The following is a 24886-nucleotide window of genomic DNA, read 5'->3' on the forward strand; positions in this document are numbered from 1 at the left end:
CTCATCTGACCGTCATCGGATTGACTCGAGTACGCCCCGAGAGCGTACACCCAGCTCGCATCGTGCCCTCCGGACCTTCGTCCCAACTTCGCAGCCTGCCCGCGCCGCCTGCACGCCCCGGTTTTCCATTCCGCGCCGTGCGCCCGCCCCAGACCCATTTTCGTCATGAAACGCAAACACATTGAATTCCTCGATGTGCTGTCCCTGCGCGGACCCAGCATGTGGACTTATCCGCCCGTCCTCGAGGCCTGGGTGGACATCGGGGAGCTCGAGGACTTTCCGTCCAACCTGATTCCCGGTTTCTACGAGCGGCTGGAAGCCTGGCTGCCGACCCTGATCGAGCACCGCTGCAGCTACGACGAGCGCGGCGGGTTCCTGCGCCGCGTACGCGAGGGCACCTGGCCGGGCCACATCCTCGAACACGTCACGCTGGAATTGCAGAACCTGGCCGGGCTGCCGGGCGGCTTCGGCAAGGCGCGCGAGACCTCCACGCGCGGCGTCTACCGCGTGATCGTCAGCGCCTACCAGGAAGAAGTCACGCGCGCCGCGCTCCACACCGCGCGCGATCTCGTCATGGCGGCCATCGAAGACCAGCCCTACGACGTGCCGGCGGCCATCGAGGCCCTGCGCGACCTCGTCAACGAATACTGGCTGGGCCCCAGCACCGCCAGCATCGTGCAGGCCGCCGAAGACCGCCGCATTCCCTATATCCGTCTCAACCAGGGCAACCTGGTGCAATTCGGCTACGGCGCCGCGCAGCACCGCATCTGGACCGCCGAGACCGACCGCACCAGCGCCGTGGCCGAAGGCATCGCCTGCGACAAGGACCTGACCAAGAGCCTGCTGCAAGCCTGCGGCGTACCCGTGCCCCAGGGCCGCGCGGTGGACAGCAAGGACGACGCGTGGGAAGCCGCGCAAGAGATCGGCCTGCCGGTGGTGGTCAAGCCCAGCGATGGCAACCACGGCCGCGGCGTGTTCCTGGACCTGCGCACGCGCGAGGCCATCGAGACCGCGTTCGGCGTGGCCAGCGGCGAAGGCAGCGGGGTGATCGTCGAGCGCTGCGTGCCCGGCAACGAACACCGCCTGCTGGTGGTGGGCGACCGGATGGTGGCCGCGGCGCGTGGCAAGACCGCTTCGGTCATCGGCGACGGCCGCGCCACGATCCAGCAGCTGATCGCCAGCCAGCTCAATTCGGACCCGCGGCGCGGCAACACCGAAGAACATCCGCTGAACCTGGTCGCGCTGGACTCCGCGGCCCGCATCGAACTCGCGCGCCAGGGCTACCACGGCGACACCGTCCCGCCCGCTGGCGAAGAAGTCCTGATCCAGCGCAACGGCAACGTCGCCTTCGACGTGACCGACGAGGTCCATCCCTCGGTCGCGGCGCACGTGCGGCTCGCGGCGCGCATCGTCGGCCTGGACATCGCCGGCGTCGACCTGGTGGCCGAGGACATCTCGCGGCCGCTCGAGGAGCAAGGCGGCGCCATCGTCGAAGTCAATGCCGGCCCCGGCCTGCTGATGCACCTGAAACCCGCGGACGGCCAGCCTCGCCCCGTAGGCCGCGCCATCGTCGACCACCTGTTCCCCAACGGCGGCGAAGGCCGCATCCCGCTGGTGGGCGTGTCGGGCAGCCACGGCATGACCGGCGTGGCCCACCTGATCGGACAGTTCCTGCGGCTGGCGGGCCGCCGCGTGGCCGTCGCGTCCAGCCAGGGCCTGTTCTTCGACCACCGGCAGGTCGACCGCGCCCCCGCCGACTGGAGCGCGGCACAGCGCGCGCTGATGAACCCCATGATGGAGGCGGCCGTCATCGAGAACGGCGCCCGCGCCATCCTGACGCAGGGCCTGGCCTACGACCGCTGCCAGGTCGGCGTGGTGACCGGGTTGGATCCCGCCCAGACCCATCCCGACCTGTCCATCGTCGAACCGCAGCAGATCTACAACGTGCTGCGGACCCAGGTCGACGTCGTGCTGCCCGGCGGCTGCGCGGTGCTGAACGCCGCCGACGACCTGGTCGCCGACATGGCCAGGCTGTGCGACGGCGACGTGGTGTTATTCGCGCGCGACGGCGAACTGCCCCGCATCGCCGAACACCTTGCCGCCGGCAAGCGCGCGGTGTTCGTGCGCGCCGATGCCATCGTGCTGGCCCACGGCGCGAACGACATTCGCCTGGCTCCCCTGGCCTGCGTGCCCTGCCTGACCGAACAGCCGGGCCTGCCGATCGAAAGCGTCCTCGCGGCCGTGGCCGCGGGCTGGGCGCTGGACCTGCCGCAAGACTGCATCCGCGCCGGGATCGAAACCCACGGCACGCCGGCCCCCGTGGCCGCCACGGCCTGAAAACCAGGGAAACGAGCACGGCGCCGAGCGCCCGCATCACAGGAAAACATCATGGAAGTCTCACGTATCCGTGCACTGCGCGGCCCCAATCTGTGGAGCCGGCGCACCGCGCTCGAGGCGATCGTCTCGTGCACCGAAGCCGAGCGCGCCATCGCCGGCATCTCCGGCTTCGAGGCGCGCCTGCGCGCCCGCTTTCCGGCCATCGGCCTGTTGCAGCCGGCCGGGCAGGAGCGCTCCGTCTCCATGGCCCGCGCGCTCGGGCTGGCCACGCTCGGGCTGCAATCGCAGGCCGGCTGCCCGGTCACCTTCGTGCGCACCGTGCCCACGCTGGACGCCGGCATCTACCAGGTCGTGGTCGAGTACACCGAGGAAGAAGTCGGCCGGCTGGCCCTGAAGTTCGCGCTCGAGCTGTGCCAGGCCGCCGAGCATGACACGCCCTTCGACCTCGACGCCGCGCTGACGCAACTGCGCGACCTGGACGAGGACATCCGCATCGGCCCCAGCACCGGCTCCATCGTGCAGGCGGCGGTCCAGCGCGGCATCCCGTATCGCCGCCTGACGCAAGGCAGCCTGATCCAGTTCGGCTGGGGCAAGAAGCAACGACGCATCCAGGCGGCCGAGATGGACCGCAGCAGCGCCATCGCCGAATCGATCGCCCAGGACAAGGAACTGACCAAGACCCTGCTGCATGCCACCGGCGTCCCGGTTCCCGAAGGGCGTCCGGTCGAGGATGCCGAGGATGCGTGGGCGGCGGCCCAGGAGATCGGCGCGCCCGTCGTCGTCAAGCCGCGCGACGGCAACCAGGGCAAGGGCGTCGCGGTCAACATCTCGACGCGTGAGCAAATCCTGGCGGCCTATGCGGTAGCCGACAAGTACGGATCGGCCGTCCTGGTGGAGCGCTACATCCCCGGCCACGACTTCCGGCTGCTGGTGGTCGGCGACACGCTGGTCGCGGCCTCGCGGCGCGATCCGCCCCAGGTATCCGGCGACGCCGTGCACACCATCCGCCAACTGGTCGACGAGGTGAACAAGGATCCCCGCCGCGGCGAAGGCCATGCCACCAGCCTGACCAAGATCCGCCTGGACGACATCGCCATCGCGACGCTCGCCAAGGCGGGCTACACGCCCGAGTCGATCCCGCCCAACGGCGCGCTGGTCATCCTGCGCAACAACGCCAACCTGAGCACCGGCGGCACGGCCACCGACGTGACCGACGAGGTCCATCCCGAGTTCGCCGCCCACGCCATCGCGGCGGCGCGCACGGTGGGCCTGGACATCTGCGGCGTGGACGTCGTGGCCGGCACCGTCATCAAGCCGCTGGAAAGCCAGGGCGGCGCCATCGTGGAAGTCAACGCGGCCCCTGGCCTGCGCATGCACCTCACGCCGTCCTACGGCAAGCCGCGCGCCGTGGGCGAAGCCGTCATCGCCGACATGTTCGCGCCCGAGGACGACGGCCGCATCCCCGTGGTCGCGGTGGCCGGCACCAACGGCAAGACCACGACCGTGCGCCTGATCGCCCACCTGCAGGGCGTCAACGGCCAGTTGGTCGGCATGACCAATTCCGACGGGGTCTACATCGGCCAGCAGCGCATCGACGTGGGCGACTGCAGCGGACCGCGCAGCGCGCGCAACGTGCTGCTGCACCCCGACGTCGACGCGGCCGTGTTCGAAACCGCGCGCGGCGGCATCCTGCGCGAAGGACTGGGATTCGACCGCTGCGACGTGGCGGTGGTGACCAACATCGGCATGGGCGACCACCTGGGCCTGAATTTCATCAGCACGGTCGAAGACCTCGCCGTGGTCAAGCGCGTGATCGTCGAGAACGTGGCGCCCACCGGCACCGCCGTGCTCAACGCCACCGATCCCAACGTCGCCAACATGGCGGACAGTTGCCCCGGCTCGGTCATCTTTTTCTCCAGCGACCGCCATCACACGCTGATCACCACCCAGCGCGCCAAGAACCAGCGCGTGGTCTACCGCGACGGACAGGCCATCGTCGCGGCACGCGGCGCGGAAGAACATCGCATCGCGCTGGCCGACATTCCCCTGACCTACGACGGCGCCATCGACTTCCAGGTCGAGAACGCGATGGCGGCCATCGCCGCCGCCTGGGCCCTGGGCCTGGACTGGCAGGTCATCCGCCGCGGCCTGGCCAGCTTCGTCAACGACGCGCAGACCGCGCCCGGCCGCTTCAACCGCTTCGAGTTCCGCGGCGCCACGATCTTCGCCGACTACGGCCACAACCCCGACGCCATCCAGGCGCTGGTGCGCGCGATCGAACGCATGCCAGCCAAGCGGCGATCGGTGGTCATCAGCGGGGCGGGCGACCGCCGCGACGTGGACATCCGCCGGCAGACGGAAATCCTCGGCACCGCCTTCGACCAGGTCGTGCTGTACGAAGACCAGTGCCAGCGCGGCCGGGAAGACGGCGAGGTGCTGACGCTGCTGCGCGAAGGGCTGGCGGGCGCGACCCGTGCGCAGGACGTGCGGGAGATCCGGGGAGAATTCCTGGCCATCGACACGGCCATGGACGAACTCGCGGCGGGCGATCTGTGCCTGATCCTGGTGGATCAGGTGGAAGAGGCGCTGGCCCACATCGAGCAGCGCATTGCCGCGGATTGCGCGATCAGTGCGGCGATGCGGCAGCCAACAGGCCAATCAGTCGCGCATTGAGCGCGTGCTGCTGGGCCTGCCATTGGGCCAGGAGCGCCGGAGACGGCGCCTCCTGCCCGTCGGCGGCGCTCAGCCACCGCTTCCACCGGGTACGGTACTCGTAGTGCGAGACCTCGCCCGTGATGTCGCTGCCGATCACCCTGCCCGGCAGCGCCGCGAGCGCCCGGGCCACGTGCTCCTCGCGCAGGATGCCCTGGTCCCAGTTGGTACGGGCCACATCGGGGTGGAACACATCCTTGTCGATCGAGACATAAGTGGGCTCGGACGACGCCGCCAGGACCGGCAGCACCGCGTCCATCAACGCATCCGGGCCGTCGAAGCTTCGCACCGCGCCGCCCAGGCCCAGCAGCCGGGCCCAGCCCGCGTCCACGTTCATGCACCAGTAGCTGAGCTTGCCGCCGGCCAACGGACGCAGGTAGTTTTCCCAACTGTGCGACCACCCCACGTCGCCCGACGTGATGCCTATCACGTGGACATGCGAGACGAAGGGCAACGCGGCCACCTTCCGCACCCACGAGCCGCAATGGATGCCGAACAGGTAGCGCATATTGTCCGGATGGTTGTCGAACACCACCACGCGGAACGGCCCGCGCGCGCGCATACGCTCGATCAGGGGCCAGCTCAGGTGGTGGAAATCGCCGCTGCCCATCAGCACGGTGCCATGGCACGCCGGCATGACGCCGTCCAGCTCGCGCCGCAGGGCGCGGAACGTAGCCAGCGAGCAGCCGAAACGCACGGCCTCCTGCCAGGACTGCAGCGGCAGCACCGTGGCGCCGTCCACCTTGCCGCAGGCATCGTCGAAGTCGAGCACCAGCGGGGCCATGCTCATGCCTTCCCGTCTCCTTCGCTCCAGGTGCGGTCGCCCTCGAAGCGTCCCGCGAAGCGCTTGAGCACGGCCCGCAGCAGGGGATTGCGGATATAGACCGCGTGCCGCGTGAAGGTGAACGAGGCCCCCAGGTAGGACTTGACCTCGGGGTCGGTCCAGCCGGCGATGTAGTGGCGCAAGCCGCGCTCCAGCGCGTAGTCGAGATTGACCATCCAGCTGACGAAATACAGGTTGTTGTCCCGGGCCTCGGGATACTGGAATCCGATGTACTTGTCGACCAGGTTGCCGTCGCACTCGAAGCAGATGTTGTAGCCGATCATCCGGCCTTCGCGGCGGTACACGAACACGATCCCGCCGCTGTCCCCGTCCTGCAGGACCCGTTGGAAGAAACCTTGCGTCAACAGGTCGAAATGCATCTCGCTCTGGTCGTAGACATTCCGGTAGAGCGCGTAGAACTCCCGCAGCACGTCGGGCTGCGCGAAGCGGGAATCGCCGGTCCGGACCCGCTCGATATCCAGCGCCGCCCGCGAGCGCAGCTTGCGGCGGATATTCTTGCGCCGCGAATATGACACCCTTTCGAGATAGCCATCCAGGCTGGCGAAATCGATGGGTACATAGGCCAGCGCCTGGCCTTCTACCAGCACGAAGCCCTCGGCCTGGCAGGCCTGGGCCAGCGCCGCGGCGTAGTCGTTTTCTTCACGGCTCAGCAGCGGCGAATCCTGCGGCAGGTCCTTGACGATCAGGAACGGCTGCTGCCCGCCGTACTCGGCCTTCAACTGCTCGGCCAGGCTGGCCGGCGCCGTGCCCGCGGCCAGCAGCGCGTATTCCGATACGGTCGTGCCGACGAACGCGGTGCGCGGCTGCAACAGGCCCCGCCAGAAGCGAAAACCCGGCAGGCGCCGGACCAGGCGCTTGGCGCCGTCGTCGGCGGTGGTCAGCAGGTCGAAGCGCGCGCGGAACATCGGACCGCCGCTGGCGGTCACCCACGCAGAAAAGCCTTGGGGCGGGCAAGCCAGGAAATGGCCTACCAGCCCCTCGGGTTCCAACCGGTTCAGATACGGCCGCAGGAAGTCCGGGGTCGCCCCCGGACCAGCCACCTCAACCGCCGTTCTTTGCACGAGTCAGCAACTGGTCGAGCAGCGCCAGTCCCTGGTCGATCTCTTCCGGCGTGATGTGCAGCGAAGGCGCGAACGTGATGACGTTCTTGTAGTAGCCGCCAACGTCCAGGACCAGGCCCATCTTCTTGCCCTTGTAGTCCAGGTCGCCGGACAGGCCGATGTCGACCATGCGGTCCAGCAACGCCTTGTTGGGCGTGAAACCGTCTTCGGTGCAGATCTCGGCGCGCAGGGCCAGGCCCAGGCCGTCGACGTCGCCGATCTCGCGGTGGCGCTTCTGCAGGTCCTTCAGGCCCTCCAGGAAGTGCTTGCCGCTGGCCATCACCATGGACTCGTAGTCGACCTCGGCCAGCATCTTCATGGTTTCCAGGCCGACGGCGGTACCGAGCGGGTTGGACGCGAAGGTGGAGTGGGTCGATCCCGGCGGGAACACGGTGGGGTTGATGAGTTCTTCACGCGCCCACAGGCCGGCCAGCGGATTCAGGCCGTTGGTCAACGCCTTGCCGAACACCAGGATGTCGGGCTGGACGCCGAAGTGCTCGATGGCCCAGAGCTTGCCGGTACGGTAGAAACCCATCTGGATTTCGTCGACCACCAGCAGGATGCCGTACTGGTCCAGCACCTTCTTCAGGCCCTTGAAGAAACCGGCCGGAGGCACGACGTAGCCGCCGGTGCCCTGGATGGCCTCGACGTAGAACGCGGCGTATTCGGCCTGCCCCACCTTCGGATCCCAGACGCCGTTGTACTCGGTCTCGAACAGGCGGGCGAAACCGGCCACGCAGTGCTCGCTATATTCCTCGGCCGTCATGCCGCGCGGGCGGCGGAACGGATACGGGAACGGCACGAAATGGGCACGCTCGCCGAAATGGCCGTAGCGGCGGCGATAGCGATAGCTGGAGGTGATGGCCGAAGCGCCCAGGGTACGGCCGTGATAGCCGCCCTCGAAGGCGAACATCAGGCTCTTGCCCTCCGTGGCGTTGCGCACCAGCTTGAGCGAGTCCTCGACCGACTGCGAGCCGCCCACGTTGAAGTGCACGCGGCCCTTGTAGCCGAACTTGCGCTCGGCGTCCTGCGCGATGACCTTGGCCAGTTCGATCTTGGTCGGATGCAGGTACTGGCTGGCGACCTGGGGCAGCACGTCCAGTTGCTGCTTGAGCACATTGTTCAGGCGCTGGTTGCCATAGCCGAAGTTGACCGCCGAATACCACATCTGCAGGTCCAGGTACGGCGTGCCCTGGGCATCGTACATGTAGCTGCCTTCGCAGCGATCGAAGATCTTCGGCGGATTGACGTAATGGACGGTATCACCGAACGAGCAGTATTGCGCTTCGTCGGCAAGCAGTTGGGATTCGGAGCTCATTAAGGGAAACCTCGGGGAGATCAGTTGCGGCCGCGGGCCTTGTGGGCTGAGCGCCCACCGCTTATCGTTCTGGGGAGGCTCGCGGGAATGTCCCCGGCGACCTTCCCGGCCCTCCGCCGTTGCGCAGTATCGCAGAAAAGGCTTGGAGTGCCCTTGTCGACGCGGCCGGTGGGCTGCGCCTGTTGCAAGAGGCGCATAGGGTAAACGGCCGAGATAGACATTTCCATTACCATTGGGTTAGGGAATTCCTGGACTGCGGCAGTATAGCCCGCCAGTTGCCCTGGCCGTCCCGCTCGCTCCCGATGCCCGGCAGGCAGTCAGAGTAAGATCACGCCTGGTCGCGTTGCGCCCCTCGTCGCCGGGCCGCATGCCACCTCCTCGCCCCACAGCCCCTCTGCGCGCCTGGTCATGCCCTTTTTCCGCTTTCCGCAGTCCCCTCTTTCCCATCCCGGTCTTCGGCGGACGCTGGTCCTGGCCGTCGCCGCCCTGGCCGGATGCGCGAGCGCTCCTGCCCCGGACCTGCATGCCGACGTTCCCGCGCAGTGGCACAACGCCGCGCCGGCCGCCGCGGGCGCGGCCGCGCCCGCCGAATGGTGGAAAGCATTCGCCGACCCGCAGCTCGACGACCTGGTCCGGCAGGCACTGGCCGGCAACCTGACCATCGCCGAGGCCCATGCCCGCCTGCAGGCCTCGCGCAAGCTGCATGGCGTGGCCGACGCGGCCTATCTGCCCAACCTGAACTTCCGCACGCGCGACGCCGTCGCGGCCGACGCCAGCAGCTCGTACTTCCAGGCCGGGTTCGATGCCACCTGGGAACTCGGCCTGTTCGGCCGGGGCGAAGCCACCGAGCGCCTGGCCCGCGCCAACGTGGAGGCCGCGGCCGCCACCCTGCAAGGCGCGCGCGTCAGCGTCGCCGCCGAAGTCGTGCGTGCCTGGCGCGAACTGCGCAGCGCCCAGGCCCGGCAACGATTGCTCAAGGGAGCGGTCGCGCTGCAGGAACGCCAGGTGGAGTTGATCTCGCTGCGGGAGCGCACGCGCCTCGCGTCGCGGGTGGAGGTCGAGCGGACGCAGGCCGCGCTGGAACAGGCGCGCGCCTCCCTGGCCGACCCCGGCCTGGCCATCCGGCAGAGCGCGCTCAAGCTGGCCGTGCTCCTGGGGCGCCACGAACCCGACCCCGCCTGGACCCGCGAGCCGGATGACGCCACGAACCCCGCCGTGCTGGCGGCCATCACCAGCACGCCCGCCGACATGCTGCGCACCCGCCCCGACATCCAGATGGCCCAGGCACGGGTACTGGACGCCGCGGGCGCACTGGGCATCGCCCGGGCCGACCTCTACCCCCGCCTGGGCATAGGCGGCTCGCTCACCGTGGCCAGCAACTTCGCGAACAACTTCAACCGGCGCAACACGCCCACCCATACCCAGACGATCTTCTCGCTGGGCCCCCTGATCGACATCCCCCTGTTCGACTGGGGCCAGCGGCAGGCCGCCGCCCACGCCCGCGGCGACGAACTCGACGCCGCGCTGCTGGCCTATCGCCAGGCCGTGCTGGAAGGGTTGTCCGAGGCCGAGTCCGCGCTGGTCGAGCTGGACCAGTACCGGCAGCGCCGCGAGGCCGAGGAGCGCGCGCTGCAGGCGCTCGGACGGGCCGCCGACCACGCCGGGCGGCTGACGGCCTCGAAGCTGTCGAGCGAATTCGACAACGCCGACCTCGCCGCGCGCCGCATCCAGGCCCAACTGGCGCTGTCGGCCACCACGCTGGCGCAGGACCTCGCGTTCATCTCGCTGCACAAGGCCGTGGGCGGCGCCCCGGCCTGGCGCGGGGAAGAACAGTCGTCCTCCCGGAACTGACATGCTACGACCCCCACGCTCACTTCGTTCGCTGCCCCCCGGGGGGGCTCGTCGGGACTGACATGCTCGCACGCAAGACTCTCATCCACGAATGGCCGCGCTTCCTGCCCGCGGTGGTGGCGGTGGCCTTCTCGGGCCTGCTGCTGCTGGCCCAGGCCAGCCTGGTGCTGGGCATCTTCGGCAACGCGGCGGTCTACATCACCGCGTCGAACGCCGATCTCTGGATAGGTTCGCCCGGCACGCAAAGCATCGACCAGGGGCTGCCGCTGAACCCCGACATCGAGATGCCCCTGCGCATGGACCGCGGCATCGCCGCGGTGGAGCCCTTCTACCTGCGCTCGGCCGAATGGCGCAGCCCCCAGGTACGCGGCGGCATGAGCGTGGCCGTGTCGGGCTTGGACGTCAGGCCGGACGGCATGCTCTTCTCCCGGCTGCTGTCGCCCGACCTGCGCGAACGCCTGGCCGAGATCGGCACCATCGTGGTCGACCGCGCCGACCTGCACAAGCTCGGAACGCGGCAAGGCGGGCAGGCGACGCTCAACGGCCATCCGGTGCGCATCATCGGCGTCATCAGCGGCCTGCGCGCCCTGGACGGCGCCAACGTGCTGGCCTCGTCCGACACGGCGCGGCTGATCAGCACGCCGGACGAAGGCGACCTGCCGACCTACTTCGTCGCCAAGCTGCGCGACCCGTCGGAGGCGCAGGCGGCGCGCGCGCGCATCGCCAACCAGCGCAGCTTCGGCGCCTACGAGGTCTGGAGCAGCAAGGAGTTCTCCAGGAAAACACAGTTGTACTGGCTGCTGCAGACCGGCGCCGGCGCCGGCGTGCTGTTCCTGGCCGGGGTGGTGTTCCTGGCGGGCGCGGCCATCACCAGCCAGACGTTGATCGCCGCCATCGCCGGTTCCATGCGCGCCTATGCCACGCTCAAGGCCATGGGCGTCAGCGTCTCGTCGCTGCGCACGGTCGTGCTGAAGCAGGCGTTCGGCGTCGGCGTGACCGGCACGGCGCTGGCCGCCATCCTGTGCGTCGTGCTGCTCACGATCGCGCGCGCGCAGAACGTGCCGGTGCGCATGACGCCGGCGGTGGCCGCGATATGCGCCCTCCTCGTCATGGCCATCGCGCTGATCTCGGGATTGTTCGCGGTCCGCCGGCTGCATCGCGAAGACCCCGCGTCGCTGCTGCGCTGAGCGCCGGGGCCCCGGCCCCCCGTCAGTCGTGCAGCGGCCGCGCGTCCTGCGGCCAGTCGCGGCCCGTCGAGAACATCGGCAGCAGGCGCCCGGGGTCGATGCCCATGGGGGCCAGGACGGGCCGCAGTGTCCGGGCCCGCGCCGCCACCGTTTCGGTATCGGGCAGCGCGCCAGCCGACGCCAGGATGACCCGGTTGGCGCTGCGCAGGTTGTAGAACGCCCCGAACACCTCGGCATAGGTCGCCGATTCGTTCGCATACGACCCGCTGGACGAAAACGTATTCGCCGCGAGCACGCCGCCGGGCTGCAGGATGGACCGCACCTCGCGGATGAACTCCACGGTCGACAGGTGCCTGGGGATGTAGGCCTCGTCGAAGGCATCGAGCATGACGATGTCGTAGCGGTCGCCGCGCCGCGCCGCCGCCTGTACGAACGCACGCCCGTCAGCCACTTCCACCCGCATGGACGGCCCCGTCCTGAAACCGAAGAACCGTTCGGCCACGCGGGCCACGGCCGGATCGATCTCGACCACGTCGACGCTGGCCTCGGGCACGGCCTTGGCCAGCGCCATGGGCAGGCTGCCGCCGCCCAGCCCGATCACGAGGATGCGGCGCGGATCCGGGCGCAGGTACAACGAGGCCATCATCATGCGGGTGTAGTCGAACAGCAGTTCCTGGGGCCGCGCCGGCAACTGGCATGTCTGGCGCCCGGGCGCCTGCACGCTGCCGAATTTCATGCAGCGTTCGCCCCCGGACTCGTAGACCACGATGTCCTCGAAAGCCGATTTTTCGTTGTGGAGAATGGTCTGCGCCGACAGCGGCGTCGCCGCCGCCAGCGCCAGGACCGCCACGCGCGCCGCGAGGCGCGTATGCCGCATGGACATGGAATCCCGCTCCAATGTCCTTGCGGACAGGGGTCGTCAGTTGTTGAGGATGATGCTGGCGATGACGCCGGAAGCGATCGCGACCAGCAGGTACTCGGAGCCCATCTGTACCCACTGGTAGCCCGGCTGCGGCCGATAGAGCCTGCGCGAGTGCCAGTCGTTCACGACATAATAACCGCCGCGATGGTAGTTGGGCAGGCGGTCGCCGCGCGCCCAGCGATGCGGCGGAGGCGGCGCCCATCCGCGGTGGACGACGCGCGGCCCATCGCGGTAGCCGTCGCGATAGCCATGGCGATAGTCGCGGTCGCGGCGGTGATCGTCCCAGCCGCGACGATCTCCCCGGTCATGCTTGTCGTAGTGGCCGTGGCCGTGGCCCCGGTCCCAGCGGTCTCCCTTGGCCTGGGCCGCAGCGCCCAGCGCGAGGCCGGCACAGGCCATCGCGATCACCACCGTTTTCTTGATCATCATGTCGTTTCCTTCTAACCCTGCGCCGCACCGCACCGCACGGGCGAGCACACTTGGCTTTCGGCAAGCTGACTGTACACCGCGGCAATATTGATACATTGCTACATACGTAATCAAACGTGTAGCCGCGCCGGTCCTGAGCCGGAATCCCCAGGCACGGCGCGGGCCGGACGATGTTGCAATGAGCTGGGCGGACTGTCCCGCCGGCACGACACCGCCGCGGTCAGGCCGTCGGGCCGGACTCCTGCGCCAGCAGTTGCTTGAGGACGCGGCGGATACGGATCGAGCCGGTATCGGTGGCCAGCAGCACCGGCTGGGCGTCGAACAGGTCGGCGGTCCCCAACAGGCGCTGCTGCGCCTCGATGACAGGCTTGTCCTCCTCGACAAAGACGCGCGTCATCAGCGCATGCCGCAGCCGGGTCATCTCCTCGTCGTCCTGCCGGTACTCGCGCGTCAGCCAGTACCAGTAATGGGACGACGTGCGCGTCTCGGGCGTAACGATATGGGCATTGAAGGTCCGCAGGCCCTGCTCCGGCGGCGCCCCCATGGGCGTGACGCTGATGTCCAGCCGGAGCAGTCCGGCCGGGCACCAGGTCACGCGATTGACGAAATCCACGGGTACGCCGGGCTCCGGCAAGAAGCGGTCGTAGACCGGCGGGGCCGCCTGCCCCCGGCTGCGCAGTTCGACGACCACCTCCGTGCCCTGTTCGGACACGGCGGGGCGATTTTCGACGAAGGCGCCGCCGCCCAGCGTGGTCGCGTGCAGGTACTCGACATGGCTGAGATCGGCGACGTTGTCGACGATCAATTGATAGTGGCAGGCCGACGGCATGGCGCCGCGCGACTGCGCGGTGGCGGGAACGCGGGCCATGTGGCCGAGGTCGGGCACCCGGGCGGGATCGGCCACTTCCGGCGCCCCCATCCAGATCCACAGAATGCCGTCGCGCTCGGCCATCGGAAAGGCCGGCACGCTGGCCTTGGCCGGGATGGCGCCGTGCGGGTTCTCCACGCAGCGCCCGCCGGCATCGAAGCGCAGGCCGTGATAGATACAGCGCAGCGTATCGCCCGCCAGCGTGCCGCGGCTGAGCGGCGCCACGCGATGCGGGCAGCGGTCCAGCAGGGCGACAGGCGCGCCGCCCTCGCGGCGGAACAGCACGACCGGCTGCTCCAGGAAAGTGCGCGACAGCAGCGTCCCGGCGGGAAGCTCCTCGCTCCAGCCCGCCATGTACCAGCAATTCCTCAGGAACTCCATGCCATCCTCACGACATGCGGCATTGCGCGTGGAAACTATCCTTGGCGTCGGACAGGGGCCTGGACACGGTCTTCAGGCTGACCCGCCCCTGGGCATCGCGCGCGGCCACGAACATGTAGAAATCCTGGATCGGATAATTATTGGTGTTGAAGCGGAAGTTGCCACGCACCGACTTGAAATCGGCCGCGCGCAAGGCCTTGCCCAGGACCGCCTTGTCGTCCACCTTGCCGCCGGTGGCCTTCAGCGCCGAACCGATCAGCCGGGCGGAATCGTAGGACTGCGCCGCGTACTCGGACGGAATGCGGCCGTATTTCGCCTCGAAGGCCGCGACGAACTGCCTGTTCTCCGCATTGGGCAGGTCCGGCCCCCAGTTGCTGCTGTTGAACACGCCCAGCGCGGCTTCCTTGAGCGCGGGCAGGTTGGTGCCGTCGGCCGCCGCGTTGGTCAGCAGCGGAATCTTGCCCAGCAAGCCCGCCTGGCCGTAGGCGCGCACGAAGGCCACGCCGTTGGCACCCGGGTAGAAGGCATAGACCGCGTCCGGCCGCGCGGCCGCGATACGGGTGATCTCGGCCGAGAAGTCGAGCTGGGCCAGCGGGGTGTAGATTTCGTCGGCCAGCGGCTGGCCATAGTTGCGCTTGAAGCCGGCGACGAAATCCTTGCCGGCCTGGTAGTTGGGCGCGAGCGCGATCACGCGCGCATAGCCCTGCTGCCTGGCATAGGTGCCGCTGGCCTCGGCGAACTGGTCGTTCTGCTTGGCCGCCGAGAAAAAGAAAGGCGTACAGGCGGACCCGGCCGTGGGCGACGGCCCGGCGTTGCCCGACACCATGAACACCTGCGCCGAGGCGAACTTGCGGGTCACCGCCATGGCTACGTTCGAGAAAGTCATGCCAGCCACCAGCGCCACTTTCTCCCGTTCGATCAATTCGTCGGCGATCTGCGTGGCGACCTCGGGCTTGAGCTGGCTGTCCCGGCGCACGATGGCGACGGGGATGCCGCCCAGCTTGCCGCCCTCCTGCTCCACCGCCAGCATGAAACCGTCGTACATGTCCTGGCCCAGCATCGCCTGCGGGCCGGACAGCTCTCCCATGAAACCGATCTTGACCTGGGCCTGCGCCGCCGGGGCCAGGCATGCCAGGACCAGCGCCGCGGCCAGCGGATAATTCTTCTGCATGAATCGTCTCCTGTCGGCGCGTGGCGCCTCGTTCTCGAAAGGCCCACCCAGACCCGGGCCCAGCCAGCAATCTACCGGCGCCCACATAATTTCAATAGCAAATATTTTCAATAATGAGTATTTGATTTTCGGATAATATTCGGCGCGTGAAGACCGATCTGAACCTGTTGCGCGTCCTGGTCGCGATCTATGACACCGGCAGCGTCAGCGCCGCCGCGCAGCGCCTCGCCATGAGCCAGCCGGCCGCCAGCGCCGCGTTGTCGCGCCTGCGCGCCTCGCTGGGCGACCAGTTGTTCGTGCGGCGCGGCTCCCGCATGGAAGCCACGCCGCGCGCGCAACACATCATTGCCCGCACGCGCGAGGTCATCCAGGTCATCGACCACGAGATCCTGCCCAACCCCGAGTTCTCGCCGGCCCGCTTCGACGGCGAACTGACGCTGTGCATGAGCGAGATCGGCGAAGCGGTCTTCCTGCCCGCCCTCTACCGGCGCATCCGCGCCGAGGCGCCCGGCGCGCGGCTGCGCACCATCGGCCTGCTGCCGGCCGAGCTCGAAAGCGCCCTGTACGAAGGCCGCGCCGATTCGGTCCTGGGCTACTTCCCCGACCTGCAATCCAACTTCATCTTCCAGCAGCGGCTGTATTCACACGATCTGACCTGCCTCGTGCGGCAGGCCCATCCGCTGGCCGGCCCAGGCATGACGCTGGATGAATTCCTGGGCATGGACCACGTACTGGTGCGCGACGACGGGCGCAGCCAGGAGATGTTCGAGCAGGAACTGGCCGCCCGCGGCATCGAACGCAAGATCGCGCTGCGCACCTCGCACTACATGAGCCTGGGCACCTTGGTCAACGACAGCGACCTGATCGTCGTGCTGCCCCGCGCCGTGGCGGAACTGCACGTGCGCAGCGCCAACGCGCGCATCATCGAACCGCCCTTCCCCATCCGCCGCTACGACCTCAAGCAGTACTGGCACCGGCGCTTCCACCACGACCCCAAGAGCATCTGGCTGCGCGCGCTCATCCAGGACGTCCTGGGCGACCCGGCCCCCGCCGCGCCCTAGCCGCCACTGGACAACCCGCCCTGCTTCGCGCTGTACTCCATCATCAGCCACGGCTTCCCCCCGCCCCCAAAGGCTCTTCAAGCCCCAACAGGAGTTGCATCATGTCGATCGAAAAAGTCCTCTACGTCGCCCACGCAACGGCCACCGGCGGCCGGGACGGCAAGGCCGCCTCTTCCGACAACGCGCTGGACGTGCGCCTGTCCACGCCCAAGGAACTGGGCGGCGCGGGCGGTCCCGGCACCAACCCGGAACAGTTGTTCGCGGCCGGCTACTCGGCGTGCTTCCTGGGCGCGCTGAAATTCGTCGCCGCCAAGGAGAAGGTCAGCCTGCCGGCCGACGCCCGCATCGAAGGCGCGGTGGGCATCGGCCCCATCCCCACCGGCTTCGCGATCGAGGTGGAGCTCAGGATCTCGCTGCCTGGTGTCGAGCGTGCCACGGCCGAGTCCCTGGTGCAGAAGGCCCACGTCGTGTGCCCCTACTCCAACGCGACCCGGGGCAATATCGACGTCACGCTCACGGTGGTCTGACCCGCCGCGCGGCGGCGCGGCGCGGAATCGTTCACTTCGTTGTCACCCGTGGCAGGTAGCCTGCCCGGCGTCTTCCCCACGCGAACACGACGAACATGACCGATACTCTCCCGCGCCGGCGCTTCCTGCGCGGCGTTGCCCTGGGCGGCGCCGGCGCCGCCTCCACCCTGGCCCTGGCCGCCTGCGGCGGCGGCGACGACGATCACCCCGTCGACGTCAGCTTCACCCATGGCGTCGCCAGCGGCGACCCGCTGGCCGACCGCGTCGTCATCTGGACCCGCGCCGTCCCGGCCACCGGCGGCGACGTGGACATCAAATGGGAATTGGCCACGGACGAGGCCTTCAAGAACGTCGCCAAGAGCGGCTCGGCCAGCGCCCGCGCCGACCAGGACTACACCGTCAAGATCGATGTCGCCGGCCTGGCGGCGGGCACGGCCTACTGGTACCGCTTCAAGCACGAAGACAAGGTTTCCGGCGTCGGCCGCACCCGCACCCTGCCCACCGGCCCGGTCAGGCAGGTCAAGCTGGTGGTCTTCTCCTGTTCCAACTACCCCGCCGGCTACTTCCACGTCTATGCCGAAGCCGCCAGGCGCGGCGACCTGGACGCCGCCGTCCACCTGGGCGACTACATCTACGAATACGGCCGCGACGGCTATGCCTCGGAACAGGCGCAGGCCATGGGCCGGCCGTCCGAACCGGCCAACGAGATCGTGTCGCTGGCGGACTACCGGCGCCGCTATGCCCAATACCGCAGCGATCCCGACCTGCAGGCCGTGCATGCCGCGCTGCCCTTCATCGCCGTCTGGGACGATCACGAGATCGCCAACGACACCTGGGAAAATGGCGCCGAGAACCACCAGCCCGACACCGAGGGCGACTTCGCGCTGCGCAAGGCGGCCGCGGTGCGCGCCTATCACGAGTGGCTGCCCACGCGGCCGCAGTCGGCGCCGAACGTCATCTACCGCAGCTTCGACTTCGGCGACCTGCTGTCGCTCCACATGCTCGACACGCGCGTCCTGGCCCGCGCCAAACAACTGTCCTACACCAGCTATTTCGGCGCGCTGCTCGGCAACCCCGATCCTGCCGCCGGACTCGCGCAATTCGCCGCCGCATTCACCGCCGACGTCGCCGCGCCCGGCCGGCAACTGATGGGGCAAGCCCAGACCGCCTGGCTGCGCGACCGCCTGGCTGCCTCGAACGCGACCTGGCAGGTCCTGGGCCAGCAGGTGCTGATGGCGCCGGTGCACCTGCCCATGCCGGTCCTGCTCGGCCTCCTGGCCGCCACCGGCCAGTTGGGCGACGTCGAGATCCCCGCCCAGTTCGCGATGGACCCCGCCGCCTACGCCCGGCTGGCGGCCCGGCAGCAGGCCGGTGACCCGACCCTGACCGCGCAGGAGCGCGCCATCCTGGCCATGCCCTGCATCCCGTACAACCTCGACTCCTGGGACGGCTACTGGGCCGCGCGCGAGACCGTGCTGGGCATGGCGCGCCAGTTGAACAAGAACCTGGTCGTGCTGGCCGGGGACACCCACAACGCCTGGGCCAGCGACCTGCGCGACAAGGACGGCGCCGCCATCGGCGTGGAGTTCGCCGCTTCGTCGGTCACCTCGCCCGGCTTCGAGGAATACCTGGGCGACGGCGTGCCGCCCGCCCAACTGGCCGCCCTGCTGACCGGCCTGGCCAACCTCTCCACCCTGCCCGCGGGCAACAAGTGGGCCGGCAGCCTGAAGTACGCCGACACCAGCCTGCGCGGCTACATGGTCCTGACCGTCACGCCCGAACGCATCCGCGCCGACTGGCAGTACGTCGACACGGTGCATGCCCGCGCCTATCGCGCGTCGTTGGGCAAGAGCCTGGCGACGCTGCCGGGCGCAGGCAACCGCAAGCTGGTCGAACCCTGACCGGCCCGGTGCTCCGCCGCCTGTCGGCGGAGCACCGGAACGGGGCCCCGCGCGCGCCGTTCCGGTGCGTTTCGACCCGAATTTGTGCATCGCAACATTTTTCTGGCGATCCGGTTTTTCAGGCGCTACCATCCAGGGAATCCATCAGGATTCCCCGAGCTGCGATGCACAACGAAACCCGCTCCACCCTCTTGTCCGCCGCCATTGCCGTCCGGTCCGAACTCCAGTTCCACTACCACGGCGCCACGCGCGTCGCCCATCCCCACTGCCTGGGCGCCACCACCGACGGCACCCTGATCGTGATCGCCTGGCAACTCGACGGCCGCTCGGGCGACCCGCCCGGCTGGCGCCTGTACAACGCCGACAAGATGAACCGGCTGGTCCGCACGGGCCGGCGCTTCGAGCCGCTGCCCCATCCGCCCTACAAGCTGGCCGGGCTGATCAGGACGCCGCACGAATCGTCGTTCGACGAGGACGGTCTCTTCGACCTGCCGCCGCTGGCCAGCCAGCAGCGCAAGAATCGTGGAAGATGGCTGAGGACGGTCTGACCCGACGCCTCGCGGCCATCCGGTCCGCCCCGTCAATTGGCCTCCCCATCAACCGGCGACACCGGGCTTGCAGGCCTTGCCCATGTTGGCCTGGATGATGGCGCGATCCGCGTCGTCGGTCTTGCCATCATGGTTGAAGTCGTACCAGCTGGACTGGGCGACGCCCTCGTGCAGGTTCAACCGGCTGAGTTCGGTCCAGTTGTCCAGGTCCTTCTGGTCGACCACCCCGTCGCGGTTGCCATCGCCCGGGCAGTTCTGCGTATCGTAGTTGTAGTTGTAGTCCGCCACCCGGTCCCGCTTGTCCATTTCTGCCTTGAGCGTGGCATAGGCCTGCTGCGCCTCGCCATCCAACGCGGCGGTGATGGTGGGCGAACCCGTGGCGATGGCGCTGCCGCTGCGATCCAGCGTGGGGTTGGGAACCGCCATGTCGATCCGGTAGAGCTCGTCGGTGTTCTTGTTTTCCACGTACGCCGAGTTGACCGGATTGGCGGTATCCATCGTGTAGGCCTTGCGGTTCAGGCGCACCAGCTTGTAGCTGCCGTCGCTGACGGCCTTCTGCGAATCGGGCAGGATGTCCACGGGGTCGTCCGCCTCCAGGGCCTTGCGGTAGGACAGCACCTGGCCGCATTGGCTGAAGCCTTCCGCGGGCACGCCCGCCAGCCCGGAGTCGGCGCCATACCAGACGCCGCTCTGGTCTTCGCACAGAGCCTTGTTCGGGAAGATGGTGAAGCAGACCTGGGCGCCCTCCACCACGCAGGGCTGGGGCGTGATGTCCGTGGCCGGGTTGGTGAAGTTGGTCCCCATCTCGGAGAAGTTCAGGGCACGGATGGCGCCTTGGCCGGTGTTGTTCAGGTAGGCCAGCATGGGCTGGCCATCCACCGGGCGATTGGCCGGTACGTTGGCCTTGACGTCGGCCCCGGCGATTTCCGCGAACAACTGGTACAGGTCGGGCGAGCTGACCTGGTGCGGGACTTCCCGGCCCGGTTCCTTCACGATGGGTCCGGCCACCAGCAGCGGCACCGACACGCCGGTCTGATACGGGAAACCCTTGGCGCGGGTGGGATCGAAGCGGCCCGGCGCGGTGAACTTCACGCTGTTGACGTAGGTGCCGTTGTCGCCCGTGACGACCACCATCGTATTGGTTTTCTCCGGCTGGTAGTTCAAGGTGCCGTCATCGTTCCAGGTGGCCAGGCCCAGTTCCACCAGCAGGCGGCCGATCTCCTTGTCCATGGCCTCCACCATCAGGTTGGTGACGATGTGGTCATCGACCAGGGCCGTGATCTGGCCCGGGGCGCCTTCGATGTCGCTGGCCGGCGAGCACAGCAGGTTGTCGTTGCGGCCCGGGGTCGATTCCGACACCAGCGACAGGGGCGGCACTTGCAGCGGCGCATGGATGGCGGAATAGCCGACCGACATCATCCAGGGCGTGTCCTTGGACTGCCCCTTGGCCCAGGCCACGGCGCGGTCGGTCTCCATGGTGCTGCGGTAGCCGCGCGCGGACGGGTCGGTGGCCGTGACCTTGCGCGAACGGCCATCGGCCCAGCTCTGGATGAACTCGCCGGTGTAGTAGCCGTTCTGCGCGCTGAAGTCGATGTAGCCGGGCCGGGCGGTCTGGCAGGATTGGCCGGGATCGAAGATCCCGCCGCGCTCCATGCAACTGCGGCCCGGCGTGACGATGTCGCTGCCGCGGGCGATGGACTCGCAACTGCCCGTGGCGAAATAGCACGCGCCGCCATCGGCGCCATTGACCGGATCCATCGTCGTGTTCGACACGAAGCCGCACTTGTGGGTGCCTTCGGCCACGGTGGCCAGGCCCGCCCGCGTGTCGATCGGATAGGGCGCGCCGTCCAGATAGCCGTCGAAGTAGTCCCACCCCAGCTTCCACATGGTCTGGTGGCCGTAGGGCAGGTTGGCGGCCGTGCCCAGGTCGGAGCCGGTCAGGTGCATCTTGCCGATCAGCGCGCTGGTATAGCCCTGGGTGCGCAGGAGCTTGGGCAGCGTGACCTCGTAGGGCGAGATCTCGGAATTGGCCAGGTCGGTGGACACCACCGCGTTCAGGATGTTGGTGCTGGACGGATAGCGGCCCGTGAAATAGGTGGCGCGGGTGGGGGTGCAGGTGGGCATGGCCCAGGCGTTGCGGAATTGCAGACCGGCCTTGGCGATGGCGGTCAGGTTGGGCGTCTTGGGCGGCACCGCGCCGCCGTAGCCGTAGGAGGTCAGTTGGTCGAGGCCGAAGTCGTCGATCACGATGAACAGGATATTGGGCTTTTGCTCCGCCTGCGGCGAAGGCTTGGCGCCGCTATCGTCCGAGCAGCTCGACAGCAGCAGCGCGGATGCGGCCGCGGCCGCCGCGCACAGGATGATCGGTTTGCCGCGCGGTATCTTTTTCATGTTTGTTCTCCCTTTCAAGTCCTGACCAGCCGGAATCCCAGGTGGGACATGGGGCTGTAGGGGTCCGAGCCGCGCCGGGCGCTGGGCCGGTACGACAGGCAGTAGTCTTCGTTGCACAGGAACGAGCCGCCGCGGATGACCCGCTTGGGCGCATCGAGCGGAACGCCGGGCTCGCCGGGGTCATAGGAATCGGCAGGCCCCTGGGGGTTGTCGATGGGGTGGGCCCGCAGCCTGGCCTGCTGCGCGAAGTAGTCGGCGCGATACCAGTCGGCCACCCACTGCCAGGCGTTGCCGGTCATGTCCAGCAGGCCGTAGCCATTGGCCGGAAAGGTGCCGGCCTCGACCGTGCCGGCCGCCCCGCCCGCGCGCGGGCTGACCACGGGGAAACGGCGCTCGCGCACGTCCCAGTAGTTGGCCTGGCGCGCGCCGTCCACCAGCGGCTCGTCGCCCCAGCCATAGGTGGCCTGCTCCAGGCCGCCGCGCGCGGCGAACTCCCATTCGGCCTCGGTGGGCAGGCGCTTGCCCGCCCACCTGGCATAGGCCAGCGCGTCGGGATGGCTGACCTGGACCACCGGGTGGCCGCCCTTGCCCTCGATGGAACTGCCCGGCCCCTGGGGATGGCGCCAGTCCGCGCCCGGAACGTAGCGCCACCAGCGGGAGTAATCGTCCAGGCGCACCGGCATATCGGTGCCGACGAACACCATGGCCCCCGGCACCAGCACATCGGCGGGCGGGCGCGGCGTACCGGGCGGCAGTTGCACGCGCACGCTTTCCCAGTCCGGCTTCTGTTCCGCGGTGGTGACGTAGCCGGTTTCCTGGACGAAGCGCGCGAACTGGTCGTTGGTGACGTGCGTGACGTCCATCCAGAAACCCGGCACGCGCACCTCGTGCGTCGGACGCTCGTTGGGATAGGCCAGCTTGTGATCGCTGCCCATCAGGAACGCGCCGCCCGCCACCCAGGCCATGTCCTTGGGCGTCTTGACGCCATCGCCAAGCAGGATGCGCGGCTTGTGCGCGGGGCGGCTGCGCCAGGCCTGCCAGCCCATGACGCCGGCGGCGCCGGTGCCGGCGGCCGCCAGGGCCAGCCCGCCGGCCAGCAGGCGCCGGCGGCCGTTCTTGGGGTCAGTAGATGCCATGGCTCTTGGGGCAGGTCTTGCCCAGGTTGTTCCGCACGATCTGGCCGTCGGCGTCGTTCGTGCGCCCATCCAGCACGTTGGCGATCACGAAGTCGTAGACGCTGGACAAGCCCCAGTCCCGCGCCAGCCGGCTCCAGTTGGAGAGATCCTCGGCATCGACCACGCCGTCGCGATTGCCGTCGCCCGGGCAGTCCGGATCGGCGGCGAGCATCTCGTCGAGCTTGGCGCGCAGGTTGGCGTAGGCGGCGTTGACTTCAGCGGTCGGGGCCACCAGCAGGTCGCGGTCAGGCGTGTCCAGCAGCGGCGTGGGTACGGCCTGGTCGACCTCGTACAGCTCCTCGGTAACGACCGAGGTGCCGCTGTCACTGGCACTGTCGTAGGCCTGGCGAGTGTTGCGGACCAGCTTGTAGCGGTCGTCGCGGATCGCGGCCGAAATCTCGGGCAGGATTTCGAGCTGGTCGCGGTCGGCCTTGTAGAGCGCCTGGTTGACGCTCCAGCACGAGCCATAGCCGGCGCCGCCATTGGGAACCACCGAGGGATCGTCGTAGCCCGCGCCCCACCATGTGCCCTGGTTGTCTTCGCACACGCTCTTGGAAACAGGGATCTGGGTGCAACTCGTGTTGATCACGCATGCGCCGTTGCGTCCGCCATCGGCCTGCTGGTTGTAGCCGCCGATGGTGAAATTGACGGTGCGCAGGCTGGGCTGGTCGGGGTGGGTCAGATAGGGCAGGATGGCCACCGAGTCGATCGTGCGCGGCACCGCCGCGTGCGCGTCAATGCCCGCCACCTCGCCGAAGAACTGGAACAGATCCACCATGTTGACCATGTGATCGACTTCGCGGTCGGGCTGCGCGACCTGCGGGCCGGCGATGATGAGCGGATCCCAGACGCCGGTCTGGTAGGCCGTCCCCTTGGCCTGCGACCCGCTGAACGGCAGCTTGACCGCCGAGCCCAGCGAACCGTTGTCGCCGACGATCACGATCACCGTGTTGGCGGCCTTCGGGTCGTACTGCAACCGGCCGTCGTCGCCGCGGCGCGCCAGCCCGGTTTCCACCAGCAGGCGGCCGAACTCGGAGTCCATGGCCTCGGTCATCTGGTCCTGGATGAGGCGGCCGGTCAGCGAACCGTTGCAGTCCCAGCCGTCGGCCACGGCGTTGCCGCTGGCCGGCACCAAGCCGCGGGGCGGCTGCTGCCAGGGCGTGTGGGCCGCGCTGTAGCTGACGGTGGCCATCCACGGCCGCGACGACGGGCGCGACTTGATCCAGTCGATGGCGGCATCGGTCTCGATGCGCGTGCGGTAGCCGCGCGAACGCGGATCGCTCAGCGGGACCTCGGTGACCTTGCCATCGTCGATGATCACCAGCGGCGAGACGTAGTAGGCGTTCTCGCGTTCGAAATTCAGCGTGGCGGGCGCCTTGCCGCAGCTCTGGTCGGGCACGAAGATGCCGCCCGCGGACAGGCATTGCAGGCCGGCCGCATCCTGCGAGGGCGAGGTGCGGCTGATCGTCGTGCAGCTGTTGTCTGCCTGGTAGCAGGCCCCCGTGTCCGTGCCGCCGGCGGCCTTGCCCGGCACGAAGCCGCAGGCATAGGTCTTCTCGGTCGCGATGCCGCCGGCCGTCGAGTCGATCGACCCCGGCAGCCCGCCGATCCAGCCGTGGAAATGATCCCAGCCCAGCACGCTGGGCGTGGCGTTGCCGGCCTCGTTGTTCTCGGGGCCGGCCAGGTGGAACTTGCCGAACATCGCGCTTTCGTAGTTGGCCCGCTTGAGCAGCTTGGGCACCGTCACTTCATATGGCGACACCTGTGAATTGGCCAGATCGTTGGGCCCGATGGCCTGATAGATGCGGGTGCGGGTCGGATAACGGCCCAGGAAGAAGGCGGCGCGGCCCGGCGAGCATTCCGGCATCGACCAGGTATTGCGGAAGCGCACGCCGGCCGCGGCCACCGCGCCGATGTTGGGCATGCTGGGCGCGGTGGCGCCGCCATAGCCGAAGGCGGCCATCTGATCGATGCCCACGTCGTCCATCACCACGAACAGGATATTGGGTGGATTCTCGGCGGGCCCTTCGGCCTGGCCGTCCCCGCTGCCGGACGACCCGCCGCCGCAGGCGGCCAGCCCCATGGCGGCCGCGGCGCCCACCGCCACCAGGCGCTGGATATGTGTTTTCATTGGTATTCCCCCTGGGCTCGCGCAGCCGATCG

At 68.7% G+C, this 24886-nt stretch carries 17 protein-coding genes and 1 pseudogene; 8 read left to right on the top strand and 10 right to left on the bottom strand.

The window, feature by feature from the left end:
* Positions 1-165: 165 nt before the first annotated feature.
* Together AC1Q6E_RS08855 and cphA are read left to right on the top strand one after the other, a co-directional pair.
* Positions 166-2301: pseudogene (locus tag AC1Q6E_RS08855) on the top strand (cyanophycin synthetase); the annotation flags it as partial.
* 87 nt (positions 2302-2388) lie between these two features.
* A complete protein-coding gene (gene cphA, locus AC1Q6E_RS08860) occupies positions 2389-5010 on the top strand; it encodes a cyanophycin synthetase (RefSeq protein ID WP_492572576.1) in 2622 nt (873 codons plus the stop codon).
* Here the strand turns inward: cphA and AC1Q6E_RS08865 are convergent.
* The 3 genes from AC1Q6E_RS08865 to AC1Q6E_RS08875 are packed head-to-tail and all read right to left on the bottom strand — an operon-like array spanning position 4964 to position 8311.
* Entirely contained in the window at positions 4964-5839 is an 876-nt protein-coding gene (locus AC1Q6E_RS08865; RefSeq protein ID WP_152796118.1) for an arginase family protein, read from the bottom strand. The two genes, cphA and AC1Q6E_RS08865, sit on opposite strands and share 47 nt — an antisense overlap.
* Entirely contained in the window at positions 5836-6933 is a 1098-nt protein-coding gene (locus AC1Q6E_RS08870; protein WP_492572577.1) for a GNAT family N-acetyltransferase, read from the bottom strand. The genes AC1Q6E_RS08865 and AC1Q6E_RS08870 overlap by 4 nt, the downstream gene beginning before the upstream one ends.
* A gap of 1 nt (position 6934) precedes the next feature.
* Positions 6935-8311, bottom strand: coding sequence for an aspartate aminotransferase family protein (locus tag AC1Q6E_RS08875; protein ID WP_152796116.1), 1377 nt, complete (start codon positions 8309-8311; stop codon positions 6935-6937).
* Between the two features lie 408 nt (positions 8312-8719).
* Here AC1Q6E_RS08875 and AC1Q6E_RS08880 point away from each other — a divergent pair, with 408 nt between their 5' ends.
* A complete protein-coding gene (locus tag AC1Q6E_RS08880; RefSeq protein WP_492572578.1) occupies positions 8720-10162 on the top strand; it encodes a TolC family protein in 1443 nt (480 codons plus the stop codon).
* Between the two features lie 62 nt (positions 10163-10224).
* Positions 10225-11349 (top strand): ABC transporter permease, encoded by a 1125-nt coding sequence (locus AC1Q6E_RS08885; RefSeq protein ID WP_152796112.1) that lies wholly within the window; start codon positions 10225-10227, stop codon positions 11347-11349.
* A 22-nt stretch (positions 11350-11371) separates the two neighbouring features.
* On the opposite strand, the gene AC1Q6E_RS08890 is transcribed toward AC1Q6E_RS08885, so the two are convergent.
* The 4 genes from AC1Q6E_RS08890 to AC1Q6E_RS08905 form a co-directional block, all read right to left on the bottom strand.
* A complete protein-coding gene (locus AC1Q6E_RS08890; protein WP_152796110.1) occupies positions 11372-12232 on the bottom strand; it encodes a spermidine synthase in 861 nt (286 codons plus the stop codon).
* A 36-nt stretch (positions 12233-12268) separates the two neighbouring features.
* Positions 12269-12700 (bottom strand): RcnB family protein, encoded by a 432-nt coding sequence (locus AC1Q6E_RS08895; protein ID WP_152796108.1) that lies wholly within the window; start codon positions 12698-12700, stop codon positions 12269-12271.
* Between the two features lie 220 nt (positions 12701-12920).
* Positions 12921-13949, bottom strand: coding sequence for a Rieske 2Fe-2S domain-containing protein (locus tag AC1Q6E_RS08900; protein ID WP_152796106.1), 1029 nt, complete (start codon positions 13947-13949; stop codon positions 12921-12923).
* A 7-nt stretch (positions 13950-13956) separates the two neighbouring features.
* Positions 13957-15120: an ABC transporter substrate-binding protein gene (locus AC1Q6E_RS08905; protein ID WP_152796104.1), complete on the bottom strand. Its 1164-nt coding sequence runs from the start codon at positions 15118-15120 to the stop codon at positions 13957-13959.
* A gap of 146 nt (positions 15121-15266) precedes the next feature.
* Between AC1Q6E_RS08905 and AC1Q6E_RS08910 the strand changes: the two genes are divergently transcribed.
* From AC1Q6E_RS08910 to AC1Q6E_RS08925, 4 genes are all read left to right on the top strand, one after another.
* Positions 15267-16181 (top strand): LysR family transcriptional regulator, encoded by a 915-nt coding sequence (locus AC1Q6E_RS08910; RefSeq protein ID WP_296556765.1) that lies wholly within the window; start codon positions 15267-15269, stop codon positions 16179-16181.
* 101 nt (positions 16182-16282) lie between these two features.
* Positions 16283-16708 carry an organic hydroperoxide resistance protein gene (locus tag AC1Q6E_RS08915; RefSeq protein ID WP_152796102.1) on the top strand — a complete coding sequence of 142 codons (426 nt, stop codon included), beginning with the start codon at positions 16283-16285 and terminating at the stop codon, positions 16706-16708.
* 95 nt (positions 16709-16803) lie between these two features.
* Positions 16804-18609: an alkaline phosphatase D family protein gene (locus AC1Q6E_RS08920; RefSeq protein WP_152796100.1), complete on the top strand. Its 1806-nt coding sequence runs from the start codon at positions 16804-16806 to the stop codon at positions 18607-18609.
* A 164-nt stretch (positions 18610-18773) separates the two neighbouring features.
* Positions 18774-19157: a WYL domain-containing protein gene (locus tag AC1Q6E_RS08925; protein ID WP_152796098.1), complete on the top strand. Its 384-nt coding sequence runs from the start codon at positions 18774-18776 to the stop codon at positions 19155-19157.
* 48 nt (positions 19158-19205) lie between these two features.
* Here AC1Q6E_RS08925 and AC1Q6E_RS08930 read toward each other — a convergent pair whose 3' ends face one another.
* The 3 genes from AC1Q6E_RS08930 to AC1Q6E_RS08940 are packed head-to-tail and all read right to left on the bottom strand — an operon-like array spanning position 19206 to position 24854.
* Positions 19206-21548, bottom strand: a complete 2343-nt coding sequence (locus AC1Q6E_RS08930) for a sulfatase-like hydrolase/transferase (protein WP_152796096.1) — start codon at positions 21546-21548, stop codon at positions 19206-19208.
* A 14-nt stretch (positions 21549-21562) separates the two neighbouring features.
* A complete protein-coding gene (locus AC1Q6E_RS08935; RefSeq protein WP_152796094.1) occupies positions 21563-22684 on the bottom strand; it encodes a formylglycine-generating enzyme family protein in 1122 nt (373 codons plus the stop codon).
* On the bottom strand, positions 22671-24854 hold the full coding sequence (locus AC1Q6E_RS08940) for a sulfatase-like hydrolase/transferase (protein WP_492572579.1): 2184 nt from the start codon (positions 24852-24854) through the stop codon (positions 22671-22673). Before AC1Q6E_RS08940 ends, AC1Q6E_RS08935 begins: the two co-directional genes overlap by 14 nt.
* Between the last annotated feature and the right edge of the window lie 32 nt (positions 24855-24886).

It is taken from the genome of Pigmentiphaga sp. MLSB6-MA01 (genome assembly GCF_058793475.1).

What these genes read in the sequence shown, in the direction of transcription:
- AC1Q6E_RS08905 (WP_152796104.1), bottom strand. Translation starts at nt 15,120, where the DNA reads ATGCAGAAGAATTATCCGCTGGCCGCGGCGCTGGTCCTGGCATGCCTG.
- AC1Q6E_RS08865 (WP_152796118.1), bottom strand. Translation starts at nt 5,839, where the DNA reads ATGAGCATGGCCCCGCTGGTGCTCGACTTCGACGATGCCTGCGGCAAG.
- AC1Q6E_RS08930 (WP_152796096.1), bottom strand. Translation starts at nt 21,548, where the DNA reads ATGAAAAAGATACCGCGCGGCAAACCGATCATCCTGTGCGCGGCGGCC.
- AC1Q6E_RS08890 (WP_152796110.1), bottom strand. Translation starts at nt 12,232, where the DNA reads ATGTCCATGCGGCATACGCGCCTCGCGGCGCGCGTGGCGGTCCTGGCG.
- AC1Q6E_RS08915 (WP_152796102.1), top strand. Translation starts at nt 16,283, where the DNA reads ATGTCGATCGAAAAAGTCCTCTACGTCGCCCACGCAACGGCCACCGGC.
- AC1Q6E_RS08920 (WP_152796100.1), top strand. Translation starts at nt 16,804, where the DNA reads ATGACCGATACTCTCCCGCGCCGGCGCTTCCTGCGCGGCGTTGCCCTG.
- cphA (WP_492572576.1), top strand. Translation starts at nt 2,389, where the DNA reads ATGGAAGTCTCACGTATCCGTGCACTGCGCGGCCCCAATCTGTGGAGC.
- AC1Q6E_RS08885 (WP_152796112.1), top strand. Translation starts at nt 10,225, where the DNA reads ATGCTCGCACGCAAGACTCTCATCCACGAATGGCCGCGCTTCCTGCCC.
- AC1Q6E_RS08880 (WP_492572578.1), top strand. Translation starts at nt 8,720, where the DNA reads ATGCCCTTTTTCCGCTTTCCGCAGTCCCCTCTTTCCCATCCCGGTCTT.
- AC1Q6E_RS08940 (WP_492572579.1), bottom strand. Translation starts at nt 24,854, where the DNA reads ATGAAAACACATATCCAGCGCCTGGTGGCGGTGGGCGCCGCGGCCGCC.
- AC1Q6E_RS08925 (WP_152796098.1), top strand. Translation starts at nt 18,774, where the DNA reads ATGCACAACGAAACCCGCTCCACCCTCTTGTCCGCCGCCATTGCCGTC.
- AC1Q6E_RS08895 (WP_152796108.1), bottom strand. Translation starts at nt 12,700, where the DNA reads ATGATGATCAAGAAAACGGTGGTGATCGCGATGGCCTGTGCCGGCCTC.
- AC1Q6E_RS08900 (WP_152796106.1), bottom strand. Translation starts at nt 13,949, where the DNA reads ATGGAGTTCCTGAGGAATTGCTGGTACATGGCGGGCTGGAGCGAGGAG.
- AC1Q6E_RS08935 (WP_152796094.1), bottom strand. Translation starts at nt 22,684, where the DNA reads ATGGCATCTACTGACCCCAAGAACGGCCGCCGGCGCCTGCTGGCCGGC.
- AC1Q6E_RS08875 (WP_152796116.1), bottom strand. Translation starts at nt 8,311, where the DNA reads ATGAGCTCCGAATCCCAACTGCTTGCCGACGAAGCGCAATACTGCTCG.